This window comes from Neisseria sp. P0013.S005 (genome assembly GCF_051958425.1).
Classification (GTDB): domain Bacteria; phylum Pseudomonadota; class Gammaproteobacteria; order Burkholderiales; family Neisseriaceae; genus Neisseria; species Neisseria subflava.
This window is the reverse complement of record NZ_JBQCVL010000011.1, coordinates 14,204-29,250: the sequence shown is the minus strand read 5'-3', so window position 1 is coordinate 29,250 and position 15,047 is coordinate 14,204. Positions and strand designations below refer to the sequence as shown.

The 15,047-nt window shown below is 46.6% G+C and carries 15 protein-coding genes, 1 tRNA gene and 1 pseudogene; 4 read left to right on the top strand and 13 right to left on the bottom strand.

Annotation, left to right across the window (positions count from 1 at the left end; all coding sequences use genetic code 11):
• Positions 1–18 precede the first annotated feature (18 nt).
• The 12 genes from ACTHTA_RS09790 to ACTHTA_RS09735 form a co-directional block, all read right to left on the bottom strand.
• Positions 19–366, bottom strand: a complete 348-nt coding sequence (locus ACTHTA_RS09790) for a hypothetical protein (protein WP_049351162.1) — start codon at positions 364–366, stop codon at positions 19–21.
• The gene (locus ACTHTA_RS09785; RefSeq protein WP_003680933.1) at positions 350–652 is read right to left on the bottom strand and encodes an integration host factor subunit alpha; all 303 of its coding nucleotides are present in this window, start codon (positions 650–652) and stop codon (positions 350–352) included. The genes ACTHTA_RS09790 and ACTHTA_RS09785 overlap by 17 nt, the downstream gene beginning before the upstream one ends.
• Positions 653–765: 113 nt before the next feature.
• Positions 766–3,129 carry a phenylalanine--tRNA ligase subunit beta gene (gene pheT / locus ACTHTA_RS09780; RefSeq protein ID WP_440375767.1) on the bottom strand — a complete coding sequence of 788 codons (2,364 nt, stop codon included), beginning with the start codon at positions 3,127–3,129 and terminating at the stop codon, positions 766–768.
• Between the two features lie 54 nt (positions 3,130–3,183).
• Entirely contained in the window at positions 3,184–4,209 is a 1,026-nt protein-coding gene (locus ACTHTA_RS09775; RefSeq protein WP_003683077.1) for a hypothetical protein, read from the bottom strand.
• A gap of 1 nt (position 4,210) precedes the next feature.
• Positions 4,211–5,305: a DNA cytosine methyltransferase gene (locus ACTHTA_RS09770; protein ID WP_003683097.1), complete on the bottom strand. Its 1,095-nt coding sequence runs from the start codon at positions 5,303–5,305 to the stop codon at positions 4,211–4,213.
• A gap of 70 nt (positions 5,306–5,375) precedes the next feature.
• Positions 5,376–5,825 carry a very short patch repair endonuclease gene (locus tag ACTHTA_RS09765; protein ID WP_003683098.1) on the bottom strand — a complete coding sequence of 150 codons (450 nt, stop codon included), beginning with the start codon at positions 5,823–5,825 and terminating at the stop codon, positions 5,376–5,378.
• 19 nt (positions 5,826–5,844) lie between these two features.
• Positions 5,845–6,834: a phenylalanine--tRNA ligase subunit alpha gene (gene pheS / locus ACTHTA_RS09760; protein ID WP_003683075.1), complete on the bottom strand. Its 990-nt coding sequence runs from the start codon at positions 6,832–6,834 to the stop codon at positions 5,845–5,847.
• 248 nt (positions 6,835–7,082) lie between these two features.
• Positions 7,083–7,442: a 50S ribosomal protein L20 gene (gene rplT, locus ACTHTA_RS09755; protein WP_003675502.1), complete on the bottom strand. Its 360-nt coding sequence runs from the start codon at positions 7,440–7,442 to the stop codon at positions 7,083–7,085.
• A 12-nt stretch (positions 7,443–7,454) separates the two neighbouring features.
• The gene (gene rpmI, locus ACTHTA_RS09750; protein WP_003675505.1) at positions 7,455–7,652 is read right to left on the bottom strand and encodes a 50S ribosomal protein L35; all 198 of its coding nucleotides are present in this window, start codon (positions 7,650–7,652) and stop codon (positions 7,455–7,457) included.
• 142 nt (positions 7,653–7,794) lie between these two features.
• Complete coding sequence (gene infC, locus ACTHTA_RS09745) at positions 7,795–8,316, bottom strand: translation initiation factor IF-3 (protein WP_079453677.1); 522 nt, start codon at positions 8,314–8,316, stop codon at positions 7,795–7,797.
• A 17-nt stretch (positions 8,317–8,333) separates the two neighbouring features.
• Positions 8,334–10,247, bottom strand: a complete 1,914-nt coding sequence (thrS, locus tag ACTHTA_RS09740; RefSeq protein ID WP_440364396.1) for a threonine--tRNA ligase — start codon at positions 10,245–10,247, stop codon at positions 8,334–8,336.
• A gap of 52 nt (positions 10,248–10,299) precedes the next feature.
• Positions 10,300–10,376: transfer RNA gene (locus tag ACTHTA_RS09735), tRNA-Val, on the bottom strand.
• 237 nt (positions 10,377–10,613) lie between these two features.
• On the opposite strand from ACTHTA_RS09735, the gene tgt reads away from it, so the two are divergent.
• From tgt to ACTHTA_RS09715, 4 genes are all read left to right on the top strand, one after another.
• Positions 10,614–11,729, top strand: a complete 1,116-nt coding sequence (tgt, locus tag ACTHTA_RS09730; protein ID WP_049329199.1) for a tRNA guanosine(34) transglycosylase Tgt — start codon at positions 10,614–10,616, stop codon at positions 11,727–11,729.
• Positions 11,730–11,814: 85 nt separating this feature from the next.
• Positions 11,815–12,825 (top strand): ferrochelatase, encoded by a 1,011-nt coding sequence (gene hemH, locus ACTHTA_RS09725; RefSeq protein ID WP_049329198.1) that lies wholly within the window; start codon positions 11,815–11,817, stop codon positions 12,823–12,825.
• 120 nt (positions 12,826–12,945) lie between these two features.
• The gene (locus ACTHTA_RS09720) at positions 12,946–13,344 is read left to right on the top strand and encodes a c-type cytochrome (RefSeq protein ID WP_049329197.1); all 399 of its coding nucleotides are present in this window, start codon (positions 12,946–12,948) and stop codon (positions 13,342–13,344) included.
• Between the two features lie 205 nt (positions 13,345–13,549).
• Positions 13,550–14,041, top strand: a complete 492-nt coding sequence (locus ACTHTA_RS09715) for a disulfide bond formation protein B (protein ID WP_003683060.1) — start codon at positions 13,550–13,552, stop codon at positions 14,039–14,041.
• A gap of 333 nt (positions 14,042–14,374) precedes the next feature.
• Here the strand turns inward: ACTHTA_RS09715 and ACTHTA_RS09710 are convergent.
• A pseudogene (locus ACTHTA_RS09710) lies at positions 14,375–14,961 on the bottom strand (transposase).
• Positions 14,962–15,047: the final 86 nt, after the last annotated feature.

Sequence of the window (15,047 nt, the reverse complement as noted above, 5' to 3'; positions counted from 1 at the left end):
TTAAACTTTCCCTATCGATTACAGCTCGACATGGTGATTTTGTTGTTCAGAACCCAGATGATGCTCCAAATCAGACAAAATCTGCATCAGACCATGACGCACTTCTTCCGCATTGGCGGCAGGATTGCCGTTTGCATCCAAAGCGCCACGGCTGAACGTATCGATATATGGTTCAAACGTATCTTTCAGTTTCAACAACTTAACTACATCTGAGCGCGTATATCGATCGCCACCGTATCCAATCACAACATTATTTTCATGTTGCCATTGGGCAAACTGAGCCGGGCTGATTTGCACCAATTGGCACATCTCATCCAACGTAAAATAACGCTTGGCAGGAATAACCGGATTATTGTTGCTTGTCATAGTAATGCTCCACCATGCCTTTGAGTTTTTGGCTGGCATGGAAAGTTACCACACGGCGTGCGGTAATCGGCACTTCTTCGCCTGTTTTAGGGTTACGGCCAGGACGTTGAGGTTTGTCGCGCAATTGGAAATTACCGAAACCGGAAATTTTAATTTCTTCACCACGCGCCAAAGTGCTGCGGATTTCTTCAAAAAAGAGCTCGACGATTTCTTTTGCATCATTCTTGGTGACGTTGCTGACTTTGTCGACCAAAATATCAGCCAATTCTGCTTTAGTTAGTGTCATGTGTTTACCTTCATTCAAACTGGTGCAATTATTACCAAAATTCTTTTAAAAATCAAGTCCTCACCAAAAATCAAATATTATTGGTGATTTTTGGTGACAACTTTTATCTTATGTTAAGCGCGAAGCTGTGCGTCTTTTTCGGCTGCCGCTTTAATCATTTTCGCAACCAAAGGCTCGATGACTTCATCTGTCAGCGTGTTTTCCATATCTTGCAAAATGATTTTGACAGCAACGCTCTTCATGCCTTCAGGCACGCCCGTACCGCGGTAAACGTCAAACACGCTGATTTCTTGAACCAACTTGTTCGCCGCCGCTTTCAGGGCATTTAACAAATCATCATGCGTCACAGCTTCAGGCATTACAAATGCCAAATCTCGGCGTGCAGGTTGGAATTTGGATACGGACTGATAACGGGTTTTCTCACGACCCAATACCGCATCCATATCGATTTCAAATACCAGCGGCGCTTGTGGCAAATCATATTTTTGCAGCCATTTCGGATGCAACTCGCCCACAAAACCAACTACTCGGCCGTCTGAAACAATATTGGCGGCACGTCCAGGATGCAATGCCGGATGTTCGGCCTTAACAAAGGATACTTCCTTGTTTTTCAAAAGACTCTCACCATCGGCTTTCATATCGTAAAAATCTACGTTGCGTGTTTTCTCGCCCCATTGCTCAGGCAGCACGGAGCCATACCACAAACCGCCGATACGTTCGTTTTGAACAAATTGATCAGCCGAATCTTTGCTGAACACTCGGGCAATTTCAAATACGCGTACACGGTTTTGCTTACGGTTCAAATTGTTTTGCAAAACTTCCACCAAACCGCCGATAAGCGTAGAACGCATGACTGCATACTGCGCCGCCAACGGATTTTGCAGACGGATAGGATTGGTATTGGCAGCAAAGTCTTGCTCCCATTGCTCATCCACAAACGCATAGCTGACCACTTCGCGGTAACCACGTGCCGCCATTTCGTTATAAACCGTAAAACGCGGGCGTTTGGTTTCAGGCAAAACCAACATTTTCAGACGGCCTGAAGTATAGTCATCAGGAATATTCTCATAACCGTAAACGCGGCCGATTTCTTCAATCAAATCAGCTTCGATTTCGATGTCAAAACGGAAGCTAGGAGAAGTAACACGGAAGCCTTCTGCGGTTTTCTCAGGCTGCAAACCCAAGTGTTGCAAGATAATTTCGACTTGATCGGCAGAGATTTCAACGCCCAATACCGTTTTCAGACGGCCTAACCGCAATTCAACCTGTTTTGCCTCAGGCAATTTGCCTTGTGCCTCAACCATTTCACCGGCTGCACCACCGCAAATCTGCAACACCAATTCGGTAGCACGCTCAATAGCGTCAGCTTGCAAGCGGTAGTCCACGCCACGCTCAAAACGGAAAGAAGAATCCGAACCAAAACCGTATTGACGGGATTTACCGGCAATAATCTCCGGAGCAAACCAAGCAGCCTCCAGTACAATATTTCGCGTGTCGTCTGAAACCGCGCTTGCCTCGCCGCCCATCAAGCCGGCCAAGCTCAACGCACCTTTTTCATCAGCGACCACCAGTGTATTATCAGCCAAAGTAACCGTCTTCTCATTCAGGCACGCCAAAGTCTCGCCATTTTGAGCACGGCGGACAATTAAACTGCCTGACAGCTTGTCAGCATCGAAAACGTGCATAGGCTGACCGATTTCCAGCATCACATAGTTGCCGATGTCCACCAATGCGGAAATGCTGCGGATACCGCTGCGCTCCAAACGTTGTTTCATCCAATCAGGGGTAGCCGCTTTCGCATTGACATTTTCAATCACGCGACTGATAAAACGGCCGCAGTCAGCCGGTGCATCAATACGGACGGCCTGTTTTTTCTCACTGCCGATAGAGGCCGTCTGAATTTCAACAGGTGTAAACGCACATTGAGTCAACGCAGAAACCTCACGCGCAATGCCCTTAACGCTCAAGCAATCAGCGCGGTTAGGCGTAATTTTCAACGTAAACAGCGTATCGTCCAAATCCAAATATTCACGGATATTGGTACCGACAGGCGCATCTTCAGGCAGAATGTGCAGACCGTCTACACCATCATCAGGCAAACCCAGTTCATTGGTCGAACACAGCATACCGTTTGATGGTACGCCACGCATTTTAGTCGGCTTAATCTTGAAATTGCCCGGCAAAACGGCACCCGGCAACGAACACGGCACTTTAATACCCGGCTTGACATTCGGCGCACCACAAACAATCTGCACCAACTCGCCCGTACCCGCATCGACTTGGGTAACGTTCAAACGGTCTGCATCAGGATGCTTTTCAACAGATTTTACTTCGGCAACAACCACGCCACTGAAAGCAGGGGCGGCAGTATCGATTTCTTCCACTTCCAAACCGGCCATGGTCAAAAGATGTTCCAGTTTATCGGCAGAAAGATCAGGATTGGCTTGAGTTTTCAGCCATGAGTAGGAGAATTGCATGTTTTTCCTAAAGATTAAATTTGATTGGACAACTTAAGGGTAACCGAGTGTAAATTACATTACACATTTTTCCATAAAGCAGTCTAAAAATTCTTCATTGACAGCTTTATTTGTCAATTTCCGGCGAATGCACAAGGAATACAACTCTTCAACTGCGGAATAAGGAAAATATTGGGTATCTAAATTTTGAAACATCGGAACATTTGCTTCTTTAAAAACTTTATCCCTATCTTCATCAGGAGCAACGATAACCCAGCGCGTATTAGCATATGGTGGCAACAGGTCTTTCAACTGCTTCATCCGCGCAAGGCCGGAACGTACACCCGTACTATGTTCCACCTCCATCACCGCCGGCATCAGTTTTCCATTCCTGAACCAGATGCAATCAATATGCATTGCGGCCTGAACCGCGCCGTCAAATGAACTGATAAGTTTCTCGCATTCTATCTTTTGCACGATACCGTCCAAATCGGCAATTTTTTTATCCCCATAACTGATACCTTGGTCGTTTCTCGCAATCCACGTCCTGAAACCAAGCTGGAAACCTATTGCTGAAAGGGCAATCTGTATTTGCACGTGGCGGCGTTTTACATCTATATCTATTTCTGAATGGGTCGAAGGAAGGGATAAAGCATCGTAAACCACATTGTTGGAGGGGATTTCCGAAATAACGACATCTGTCTCATATTCCTTCATTACGCCTTTTTCATGCGGCCTATCGGGAAGCCAAATAATGTGCTTGTGTCCTTCCACCACCTCGCTTTTATTCAGACCCGGTTGTATCCGCTGCAATTTGCACCAGTAAATTTCGGGTGTATGGGCAAGCAATGCCTCCAGTGCGGAACGAAAGTTATAACTTGCGCCAAACACCCTGTCCACATTAACAGGCTCCCCCGTGGACAACGCATCCGCCAACCGCCAAATTGCTTGTTTCGATATCGAAGTTTCCGTATTTCCCCTTTTAATCTTAATCGGACCTTCCGGTTTTTCAACATGGACAATTTGTATGGTATGCGTATTTGAGCTGTTCACATAGTTATAATTGACATTCTTTTTCAAGCTGTCAATCGCACTGACCAAATTAGCAGCCGTCAGTTTTTGTCCGCTCATAGTGATTCTCCAAATAAGATTTCAGTGTCATCGCAATCCCTTTTGCTGCCAAAAACGGTACACCGTTGCCTATAGTTTTGAACATATTGCTCAATGTCATGTTATCAGGCAGCTCAAACTCCTTCGGCAAAGACTGTATTGCCAATGCCTCCGCCGCAGAAATTCTCCTGGGAAGATAGGGATGAATGTGTACTTCATTGTTTCCATATGCTGCAGTAGGGGAATAACGCCATCGGTGCAGACGTTTGTAGGATTTTTTCTTATCATCCCCTTCACTGATTGTTTGAAATTTTTTCAAACCAGCCCTCGGTTGAAAATGCTTACCTGCATTCGGGTGCGTATCCACACCGTTGCGATCGAACCAATACTGAACTGTCAGCTCAGGGTAAATGTTTTCAGGCTGACTAACGGCACTTCCTACATCTTCTGTTGTAGGCCAGTTTTTTCCCAATGCATCAGGGAATAAAATATGGGCATCCCAATCGAACTTCTGTAAAGTATCAACATGCTGATTCAAAAAACCTACTAAGATAATTCTTTCCCTATCTTGCGGTACGCCGTATTCGATAGCGTTAATGAGTTTTTCTGTACATACATACCCAAAATCAGAAAGTTGCCGTTTCAGCGCATTGAAAAACTCCCTATGCTTGGCAGTTCTATATAGTCCTTTCACATTCTCAAATACAAAAAAATCAGGCTGGTTTTTACAAATTAAATCCACATAACTTTGTGATAACTTACCATTCTCCCCATCCCTACCTTTATTTTTCCCTGCTACGGAAAAATCCGGACATGGGGGACCTCCGATAAATCCGACAATAACACCATCCTGCTTTTCCTTTTTAACCCAACTAGACAAATCTCTTGCTTTTTCCATATCAAGACATTCGTCGATACTACCTTCAAAATATCCATATTTAGGCTTTGGAATACCCATTTTGCTTCGAGAGTATTTATACGCTTCCAAAAACGGAGGATGGACTTCATTAACGAAGGCAATCTCAAATCCCGACAACTCAAAGCCCAAATCTAAAAAGCCTGAACCAGAAAAAAAAGAAAAAATCAAAGTTTTTTTTCTTTTTTGTCGTCCGTCTATATCTAAATTGTAGCTTTTATCCTGTAACTGAGACGAGGAGTTATTTTTTCCCTGCTTGTTGAGATTTTGACAATCCCTGTTTTTCGTAGATGACTTGTCTGACTGCTTCGGCACAGCTGGTTGTATCTTTAACGACATCGTTACTCCAAAAACGTAAAACCGTCCAGCCCTCGGCTTTCAGACGGCCTGTTACTTCTATATCCCTTTTGATATTGCGCTCAATTTTGGCAATCCAAAACTCACGATTTCCCTTTATTTCCGCTTTTTTCTGTTCCCAATCCTTACCGTGCCAGAATTCTCCATCGACAAATACGGCAACTTTATATTTTTTAAACGAAAAATCAGGTTTTCCAAAAATGCTTCCGCTATTTTTCCGATACCTGAGCCCCAAAGCCCACATCGCCTTTGCCAATGCAAGCTCAGGTTTCGTCCCTTTGCTTTTGTTGGCACGCATACATTTTTTACGCTGCTCTGGGGTTAATTTATCCATTTTTTGGGGCGTCTGAAAATTACTTAAACTGCTTCAAAAAGTTCAAATCATTATCGAAGAACAAGCGCAGGTCATTGACGTTGTAGCGCAACATGGCAAAGCGGTCGAGACCGATACCGAAAGCGAAACCGGTATATTTTTCAGGGTCGATATTGACGTTTTTCAACACGTTAGGATGTACCATGCCACAGCCGCCGACTTCCAACCATTTGCCGTTTTCGCCCATGATGTCGATTTCGGCAGAAGGCTCAGTAAACGGGAAGAAAGACGGACGGAAACGTACTTGCAGGTCATCGCGTTCAAAGAAGCGACGGATAAAATCAGTGAACACTGCTTTCAAATCGGCAAAAGTTACGCCCTCTTCTACCCACAAACCTTCGGCCTGATGGAACATAGGCGAGTGAGTGGCATCACTGTCCACACGGTACACGCGGCCGGGGGCAATAATGCGGATAGGCGGCTCTTTTTTGTCAAGCATATAGCGGATTTGAATAGGCGAAGTGTGTGTACGCAAAACGTCGCCGTTTTCAACGTAGAAAGTATCTTGCATCGCACGCGCTGGGTGATTTGCAGGAATATTCAAGGCTTGGAAATTATGGAAATCGTCTTCGATTTCAGGGCCGTCCGCCACTTCAAAACCCATACCGTGAAACAGCTCGACCACACGTTGCAAAGTCAAAGTAACTGGGTGCAAACCGCCATGTTCTTGAGCACGGCCCGGCAAAGTAATATCCAAGGCTTCTGCAGCCAATTGGGCTTGCAGCTTGGCTTCATTCAGGGCATCGCGTTTGGCATTAAAGGCCGTCTGAAACTGATTTTTGCATTCGTTGATGTGCGCGCCTATGGTTTTACGCTCTTCAGGAGACATTTGACCCAAAGTTTTCAAAAGTCCGGTCAATTCGCCGGTTTTACCAAGATAGCGTGCTTTAATTTGTTCTAAGGCATTGAAGTCTTGCGCGGCTTCAATAGCGGCAATACCTTCTGCAACGATACGGTTTACATTTTCCATAGTGGTTTATCGTCTGTTTGTTGATGGCAGGTCGTCTGAAACAACAAAGCCGTCTGTTGGATTTGACTTCAAACCCGTTCAGACGGCCTTTTGTCTTACTGCGGCCAATCCGTTTGATAAGAGAGGCCTATTTTATCGCAAATTAGTATAAAAAAATAGAGTTTAAAGAAAGAAAATCAACTACATAGGATTTCTTTAAGAAAAGAAAAAAGGAAGCATAAGCTTCCTTTTTAAATAATCTTATCAAATTAAGCAGCCAAAGCAGCTTTAGCTTTTTCAACCAATTGTGCAAATGCAGCTTTGTCGAATACAGCCAAATCAGCCAATACTTTGCGGTCGATTTCGATAGCAGCGCGTTTCAGGCCGTTCATGAATTTGCTGTAAGACAGACCATTTTCACGGGCACCCGCGTTGATACGAACGATCCACAGTTGACGGAATTGACGTTTGCGTTGGCGACGGTCACGGTATGCGTATTGACCGGCTTTCATTACCGCTTGTTTGGCAACACGGTAAACGTTTTTACGACGACCGCGGTAGCCTTTGGCTAACGCGAAGACTTTTTGGTGACGAGCACGAGCGGTAACACCGCGTTTTACGCGTGGCATATTCTAAACTCCTTAAGCGTAGGGCAACATTTTAGCAACAGAAGCCAAATCGCGTGAATCCACCATAGCGGTGCCGCGCAATTGACGTTTAGTTTTAGTGGTTTTTTTGGTCAGGATGTGACTTTTGAACGCATGACCGCGTTTTACACCACCGTTACCCAGTACTTTAAAGCGTTTTTTCGCGCTAGACTTGGTTTTCATTTTAGGCATTGGAAAACTCCATTCGTTATTAGATAAGGTATAAGGGGTTTTGAAATAAATTTCAAACACTTGGAACCCAAAATACCACGGTTTTTGCCGCTAATTAAACCTTATTTCGAGCGGCAATCGAAATAAGCCTTGCATTATAGCTTTATTTTTTCTTAGGCGCAATCATCATCACCATTTGGCGGCCTTCCATTTTAGGGAAGGACTCGATTTGTGCCACTTCAGCCAACTCTTCTTTTACGCGCTCAAGCAGTTGGGCACCTAATTGTTGGTGGGCCATCTCACGACCGCGGAAACGTAATGTCACTTTGACTTTGTCACCATCGGCGAGGAAGCGGTTGATGTTGCGCATCTTGATTTGATAGTCGCCTTCATCAGTACCCGGACGGAATTTAATTTCCTTGATTTGTACCTGCTTTTGGTTTTTCTTGGCTTCGTCGCGCTTCTTGGCTTGTTGGTATTTGTATTTACCGTAATCCATCAGTTTGCATACGGGCGGTTTGGCAGTCGGGGAAATTTCTACCAAATCGACATCTTGCTCTTCGGCCATAGCCAGAGCTTCACGAACTGAAACGACACCAAGCTGATCGCCTGACTCACTGATTAATCGCACTTCTTTGGCGGTAATTTCACCATTGATTCGTGCTTCGCGTTCTTGAGCGATGATGAATACTCCTATAAAAATTAATGATTGACGAGGGCATCAGTGATTTCTTGCTGCAATTGTGCAATAAAATCATCTACATTCAAAGAACCCAAGTCTTCTGCTTTGCGGCGTACCGCAACTTTGTTTTCTTGTTTCTCTTTATCGCCGACGACGATTTGATAAGGGAAACGGTATTGGCTGTTGTCACGGATTTTGTAACCGATTTTTTCGTTACGCAAATCCAATTCGACACGGAAGCCCGCTGTCTGTAATTTAGCAGCCACTTCGCGACAATAATCTGCTTGGTTCTCGGTGATATTCATAATCACCATTTGAACCGGTGCAAGCCACAATGGGAATGAGCCTGCATGGTTTTCAATCAGAATACCGATGAAGCGTTCCAATGAACCCAAAATAGCACGGTGCAACATTACAGGACGCGCACGGTCGTTGTTTTCTGTTACATATTCTGCATTCAAACGCTCTGGCAATACGAAGTCCAACTGCAGGGTACCGCACTGCCAAGAGCGACCCAAGGCATCTTTGACATGGTACTCAATCTTAGGACCATAGAATGCACCTTCGCCAGGCAATTCTTCCCACTCTACGCCGCAAGCGGTTAATGCATCACGCAGGCCTTGTTCGGCTTTATCCCAAACTTCGTCAGAACCTGCACGTTGTTCTGGGCGGAGGGACAACTTCACGGCAACATCATGGAAGCCGAATTGTTTGTAAATGCGAACCAGCAATTCATTGAATGCACGTGCCTCATCAACGATTTGATCTTCAGTACAGAAGATGTGTGCATCATCCTGCACAAAACCGCGAACACGCATCAGACCATGCAACGCACCGCTTGGTTCATTGCGGTGGCAAGAACCGAACTCAGCCAAACGCATCGGCAAATCGCGATATGAGCGCAAGCCGTTATTGAAAATTTGCACATGACCCGGACAGTTCATCGGTTTAACCGCGTATTCGCGTTTTTCGGAACTGGTCACGAACATATTGTCTTTATAGTTTTCCCAGTGGCCGGATTTTTCCCAGAAGGTTTTATCCATAATCTGAGGCGTTTTCACCTCTTTATAACCGGCAGCATTCAGCTCTTTGCGCATATGCTGCTCAATCACTTGCCACAAAGCCCAGCCTTTAGGATGCCAGAACACCATGCCCGGCGCTTCATCTTGCAGGTGGAACAAATCCAATTGTTTACCCAACTTACGGTGATCGCGTTTTTCCGCTTCCTCGATGCGTTGGATATAGGCTTTCAATTCGTCTTTGCTTGCCCAAGCCGTACCGTAAATACGTTGCAACATTTCATTGTTGCTGTCGCCGCGCCAGTATGCGCCTGCCAGCTTGGTCAGCTTGAAATTTTTCAAGAAACGGGTATTGGGAACGTGAGGACCGCGACACATATCGACGTATTCTTGATGATGATACATGCCCATTGCTTCCACTTCAGGCATATCTTCAATCAGACGCAATTTGTACTCTTCGCCGCGATCTTGGAAAATTTTGATGGTTTCTGCACGAGGCGTCATTACTTTAATGACGTCATAGTCTTGTGCAATCAACTCTTTCATGCGCGCTTCGATGGCAGCCACATCATCAGGCGTAAATGGTTTTTCAGTTGCGATATCGTAATAGAACCCGTCTTCAATGACCGGGCCGATAACCATTTTGGCATCTGGGTAGAGCTGCTTGACCGCATGACCGACCAAGTGCGCGCAGGAGTGACGGATAATTTCCACACCTTCTTTGTCTTTAGGCGTAATGATTTGAACGTGGGCATCTTCGGTAATCGGATCGCAAGCATCCACCAATTTACCGTTAACCTTGCCTGCTACCGTTGCCTTTGCCAAACCTGCACCGATAGACGCAGCAATTTGCGCCACGGTAACGGGTGATTCATATTGGCGGACCGAACCGTCCGGCAAGGTAATGTTCAACATCAGAAAGCTCCAAAACATTAAAAAATAACGGCATAAAGCCGTTATGGAAATTTGGTAGGCACAATTGGACTCGAACCAACGACCCCCACCATGTCAAGGTGGTGCTCTAACCAACTGAGCTATGTGCCTTCATCTAAGTCGCTTATTGTAACGAAGCGTGTTCTCTTTTGCAAGCATCTGTAAATACTTTTCAGACGGCCTGAATATTTTTGTTTGATTTATACCTCATTTTTTATTTCCTTCATCATTCAGGCCGTCTGAAGCATTGTTTTGACAAAGATAAAATCCAGCCGTCAACCAACGAAAAATCCTTTATAATCTGCCCTTTCATTTCGCACACACGCGAACGTCCAATCTATTGTTACTATGCTCAAATTTACCTTACACAAAAAAGACGGTCATGCCCGACGCGGCACTTTGGAACTGAACCACGGCAAAATCGAAACGCCGGTATTTATGCCGGTCGGCACTTACGGTTCGGTCAAAGCGATGAACCCGCAAAACCTGCATGACATCAAAGCGCAAATCATCTTAGGCAACACTTACCATCTGTGGCTGCGCCCAGGTTTGGAAGTTATCGAACAATTCGGCGGCCTGCACGAATTTATCGGTTGGGACAAACCGATTTTGACCGACTCGGGCGGTTTCCAAGTATTTTCGTTGTCCGATATGCGCAAGCTGACCGAAGAAGGCTGTACATTCCAAAGCCCGATCAACGGCGACAAATTGTTCCTCTCGCCCGAAGTGTCGATGAAAATCCAAACCGTATTGAATTCCGACATCGTGATGCAGTTGGACGAGTGCACACCAGGTGAGGCAACGCACAGCCAAGCGCAAAAATCGCTGCAAATGAGCCTGCGCTGGGCGGAACGCAGCAAAAAAGCCTTTGAAGACCTGAAAAACCCGAATGCGCTGTTTGGCATTGTACAAGGCGCGATGTATGAAGATTTGCGCGAAGAATCGCTGAAAGGTTTGGAAGAGCTCGACTTCCCCGGATTAGCCATCGGCGGCTTGTCCGTTGGCGAACCCAAACCCGAAATGTACCGTATGTTGCGCGCCGTCGGCCCTATCCTGCCGGAACACAAACCTCATTATTTAATGGGCGTCGGCACGCCTGAAGACTTGGTGTACGGCGTGGCACACGGCGTGGATATGTTCGACTGCGTCATGCCTACCCGCAATGCGCGTAACGGCTGGCTGTTTACCCGTTTTGGCGATTTGAAAATCAAAAACGCCAAACACAAACTCGACAAGCGTCCGATTGATGAAAGCTGCACCTGCTACGCCTGTCAGAATTTCAGCCGCTCCTACCTGCACCATCTGCACCGCGTCGGCGAAATCTTGGGCGCGCAACTCAACACCATCCACAATCTGCACTTCTACCAAGTCATCATGGCAGAAATGCGCGAAGCCATCGAACAAGGCGAATTTGCCGATTGGCAGGCGCAATTCCATGAAAACCGTGCCCGCGGTGTGGATTAATCCTTTTAAAGGCCGTCTGAAATCAGGTTTGGATTCAAACTGCTTTTCAGACGGCCTCAATTTTCTTAATTAATAAAGCACAATCATGTCCCGTTTCCATACCGAACCACCCTTAGCCTACACCGCACAAAACCGTACCGCCGTCCTGCTGCTCAACCTCGGCACGCCTGACGCGCCCACTGCTGCCGCAGTCAAGCCTTACTTGAAAGAATTTCTGTCTGATCAACGCGTTGTCGAACTGCCCAAGCTCTTATGGCAACCGATATTGCGCGGCTTGGTATTGACTTTTCGCCCGAAAAAAAGCGCGCATGCCTATGAAAAAGTTTGGTTTAAAGAAGGTTCGCCGCTTGAGGTTTACACACACCGCCAAGCAGAAGCCCTGGCCAAACATTTGCCCGATGTCATCGTCCGTCATGCCATGACTTACGGCAATCCAAGCGTTGCCGACGTTTTGGCGGAACTCAAAGCCCAAGGCGTGGGCAAATTGCTGGTCATCCCGCTCTATCCGCAATATGCCGGCTCTTCGACCGGCGCGGCTTTGGACAAAGTGTTTCAAGAATTATTGCTGCAACGCAACCAAATGAGCGTCCGCACCGTCTCCCGTTATTACGACGATGCCGCCTATATTCAAGCCATGAAGCAGCATATTGAAGCCTATTGGGCTCAAAACGGACGCGGCGAAAAACTGATGTTGAGTTTCCACGGTATTCCGCAAAAGCATCACGATGACGGCGACCCCTATCCTGACGAGTGCCACCATACTGCCAAGCTGTTGGCGCAGGCATTGGGCTTGTCCGAACAAGAATACATCGTTTCTTTCCAAAGCCAGTTTGGCAAATCCCAATGGATCAAGCCCAGCACGCAAGCCCTGTTTGATCAGCTGCCGAAACAAGGCACGACCAAACTCGACGTATTCTGTCCCGGCTTCCTGGCCGACTGCCTCGAAACCATGGAAGAAATCGCCATTATGGGACGCGAACAATTCCACGCTGCCGGCGGTAAAGAATACCGTTACATCCCCTGCCTCAACGATTCCGCCGACTGGATTGTCGCACTTGCACAATTAAGTCGGGCCAATCTGCAAGGCTGGATTTGACCTAAACCAAAGGCCGTCTGAAAAATCTACTTTCAGACGGCCTTTAGCGTTATCATCAAGCTATTAAAACGCAAACCAAGCGTGTGGCCATCAAAAACACCGCTCAAAAAGGAATACATCATGACTGCACTCCGCCCTATCCTGCTCCTTCTGACCGCACTCAGCATCCCAACTGCTTTTGCCGCTGATGCCGCGCTGATGAGCAAAGGACAAAAAATTTACGAAAGCAACTGCGCTGCCTGCCACGGTAAAAAAGGCGAAGGCCGGGGTGCCATGTTCCCGCCTTTATTCCAGTCCGACTATATCAATAAAAAACCGCAAGCCCTGTTGCAAAGCATGACTAAAGGCATCAACGGCCCGATTACAGTAAACGGCAAATCCTACAACGGCTTCATGCCTGCTACCGCTATCAATGATGCTGATGTTGCCGCCGTTGCCACTTACATCATGAACGCCTTTAATAATGGTGGCGGTACGATTACTGAAGCAGATGTCAAAAAATCTCACGGGAAAAAATAAAACGTCTCTCCCCTAAAGGCCGTCTGAACATTTCAGACGGCCTTTTCGATATGGAACACATTTTTGTTTCCATATTTATGGTTACGCAACATCAACAAACATACGCAAAAAACCGTCAAACCAAAAAAAGCATATGCGTTTTGTGTTAAAGTAAACATTATTGATCGGCTGTTTTGCATCTAGGCCGTCTGAAAGGTTTTATGTTATGAACTTTTTCCGCAAGACTGTTTTATTTTTAGTCGTCCTCTCCATATTTGCCGCCTGCGGCTCCTTTATTTCCCAATACGTTTTGGGCATGAACCCGTGCGTATTGTGTATACTGCAACGCTTGTGCGTATTGGCAGTCGGGCTGTTGGCCATTGTTACGGCATTCAGTTCTCAATCTTCCAAATTTGCCCGCTCGCTCTCGGCATTGTTGATTGCCGCTCCGGCCGTTTACGGCGCAGGTGTCGCCGCCTATCAAATTTGGCTGCAAAGCCTGCCGCCCGGCACCGCCCCTTCTTGCGGCGCACCTTGGACCTTCCGCCTGCGCGACTGGCCTTTGTTCGATTGGTTTGAACCCATCGTCCGCGGTTTTGGCAACTGCGCCGAGCCGGACTATCTATTCGGCGTTGCCCTGCCGGTGTGGAGTATTTTGTATTTCGGCTTTGTCGTATTGCTGCTGCTTTGGGCTTGGTTGAAAACCAGAAAAATCTGATTGGTTTCGATATAAAAAGGCCGTCTGAAATTTCAGACGGCCTGAGACCTTTGCAAAAAAGCCTTTCCTCTAACAGCCGAAACCTAAATAAAGATTTTCGGCTGTTTTTGTTTCAAATATCCAATAATTCTATTCAAATACTCCCTTAATCCCCCTTAAATACCTGATTAATCAGGCATCCGGACCGAGACCTTTGCAAAATTCCTTTTTCCCCAACAGCCTAAACCCAAACACAGGTTTTCGGCTGTTTTTATTTCAAATATCCACTGATTCTACTCAAATACCCCCTTAATCCCCCTTGGATACCTGATTAATCAGGCACTCAGCCACCTTTTAGGCGGCAACAGGCGCACTTAGCCTGTTGGCGGCTTTCAAAAGGTTCAAACACATCGCCTTCAGATGGCTTTGCGCACTCACTTTGCTCAGCTCAAAGTAGGCTGCCCGCGCATAGCGGAATTTACGGTGTAACGTACCGAAGCTTTGTTCGACCACATAACGGGTTTTCGACAAATATCGGTTGCGTTTGGTTTGCGCTTCCGACAGCGGATGTTTGCGGTGGGCTTTTCGGTCAGTTGGCGGTTAATCAGTTCCAGCAATTCGGACAGGGTGTCGTCTTGCGCCAGCCAGTTGCGGTAGCGGCATAAGGTGCTGTAATCGGCGATGCTCAGTTCGTCAAAACGGCAAAACAGGTTGAAATCGATGCGGGTGATGAGGCTGTGTTCGAGCTCGGGATCGGAGAGGCTGTGCCATTGTCCGAGCAGGACGGCTTTGAACATGGATAGCAGTGGATAGGCGGGACGGCCGCGGTGGTCTCTAAGGTAACGGGTTCTTTGACGATTCAGGTACTGTTCGATCGGCTGCCAATCAATCACTTGATCCAACTTCAATAGTGGGAAGCGGTCGATGTGTTTGGCGATCATGGCTTGTGCGGTTTGCTGGAAGTAAGGTGCTCATGGAAAATCCCCTAAATGTTTTGGTGGGAATTTAGGGGATTTCGGGGAATTTT

Bases quoted from the DNA above. Each gene is read 5' to 3' on its own strand.
- ACTHTA_RS09790 (WP_049351162.1), bottom strand. From the start codon at position 366: ATGACAAGCAACAATAATCCGGTTATTCCTGCCAAGCGTTATTTTACG.
- ACTHTA_RS09785 (WP_003680933.1), bottom strand. From the start codon at position 652: ATGACACTAACTAAAGCAGAATTGGCTGATATTTTGGTCGACAAAGTC.
- pheT (WP_440375767.1), bottom strand. From the start codon at position 3,129: ATGCAATTCTCCTACTCATGGCTGAAAACTCAAGCCAATCCTGATCTT.
- ACTHTA_RS09765 (WP_003683098.1), bottom strand. From the start codon at position 5,825: ATGGATAAATTAACCCCAGAGCAGCGTAAAAAATGTATGCGTGCCAAC.
- pheS (WP_003683075.1), bottom strand. From the start codon at position 6,834: ATGGAAAATGTAAACCGTATCGTTGCAGAAGGTATTGCCGCTATTGAA.
- rplT (WP_003675502.1), bottom strand. From the start codon at position 7,442: ATGCCACGCGTAAAACGCGGTGTTACCGCTCGTGCTCGTCACCAAAAA.
- rpmI (WP_003675505.1), bottom strand. From the start codon at position 7,652: ATGCCTAAAATGAAAACCAAGTCTAGCGCGAAAAAACGCTTTAAAGTA.
- thrS (WP_440364396.1), bottom strand. From the start codon at position 10,247: ATGTTGAACATTACCTTGCCGGACGGTTCGGTCCGCCAATATGAATCA.
- tgt (WP_049329199.1), top strand. From the start codon at position 10,614: ATGCTCAAATTTACCTTACACAAAAAAGACGGTCATGCCCGACGCGGC.
- hemH (WP_049329198.1), top strand. From the start codon at position 11,815: ATGTCCCGTTTCCATACCGAACCACCCTTAGCCTACACCGCACAAAAC.
- ACTHTA_RS09720 (WP_049329197.1), top strand. From the start codon at position 12,946: ATGACTGCACTCCGCCCTATCCTGCTCCTTCTGACCGCACTCAGCATC.
- ACTHTA_RS09715 (WP_003683060.1), top strand. From the start codon at position 13,550: ATGAACTTTTTCCGCAAGACTGTTTTATTTTTAGTCGTCCTCTCCATA.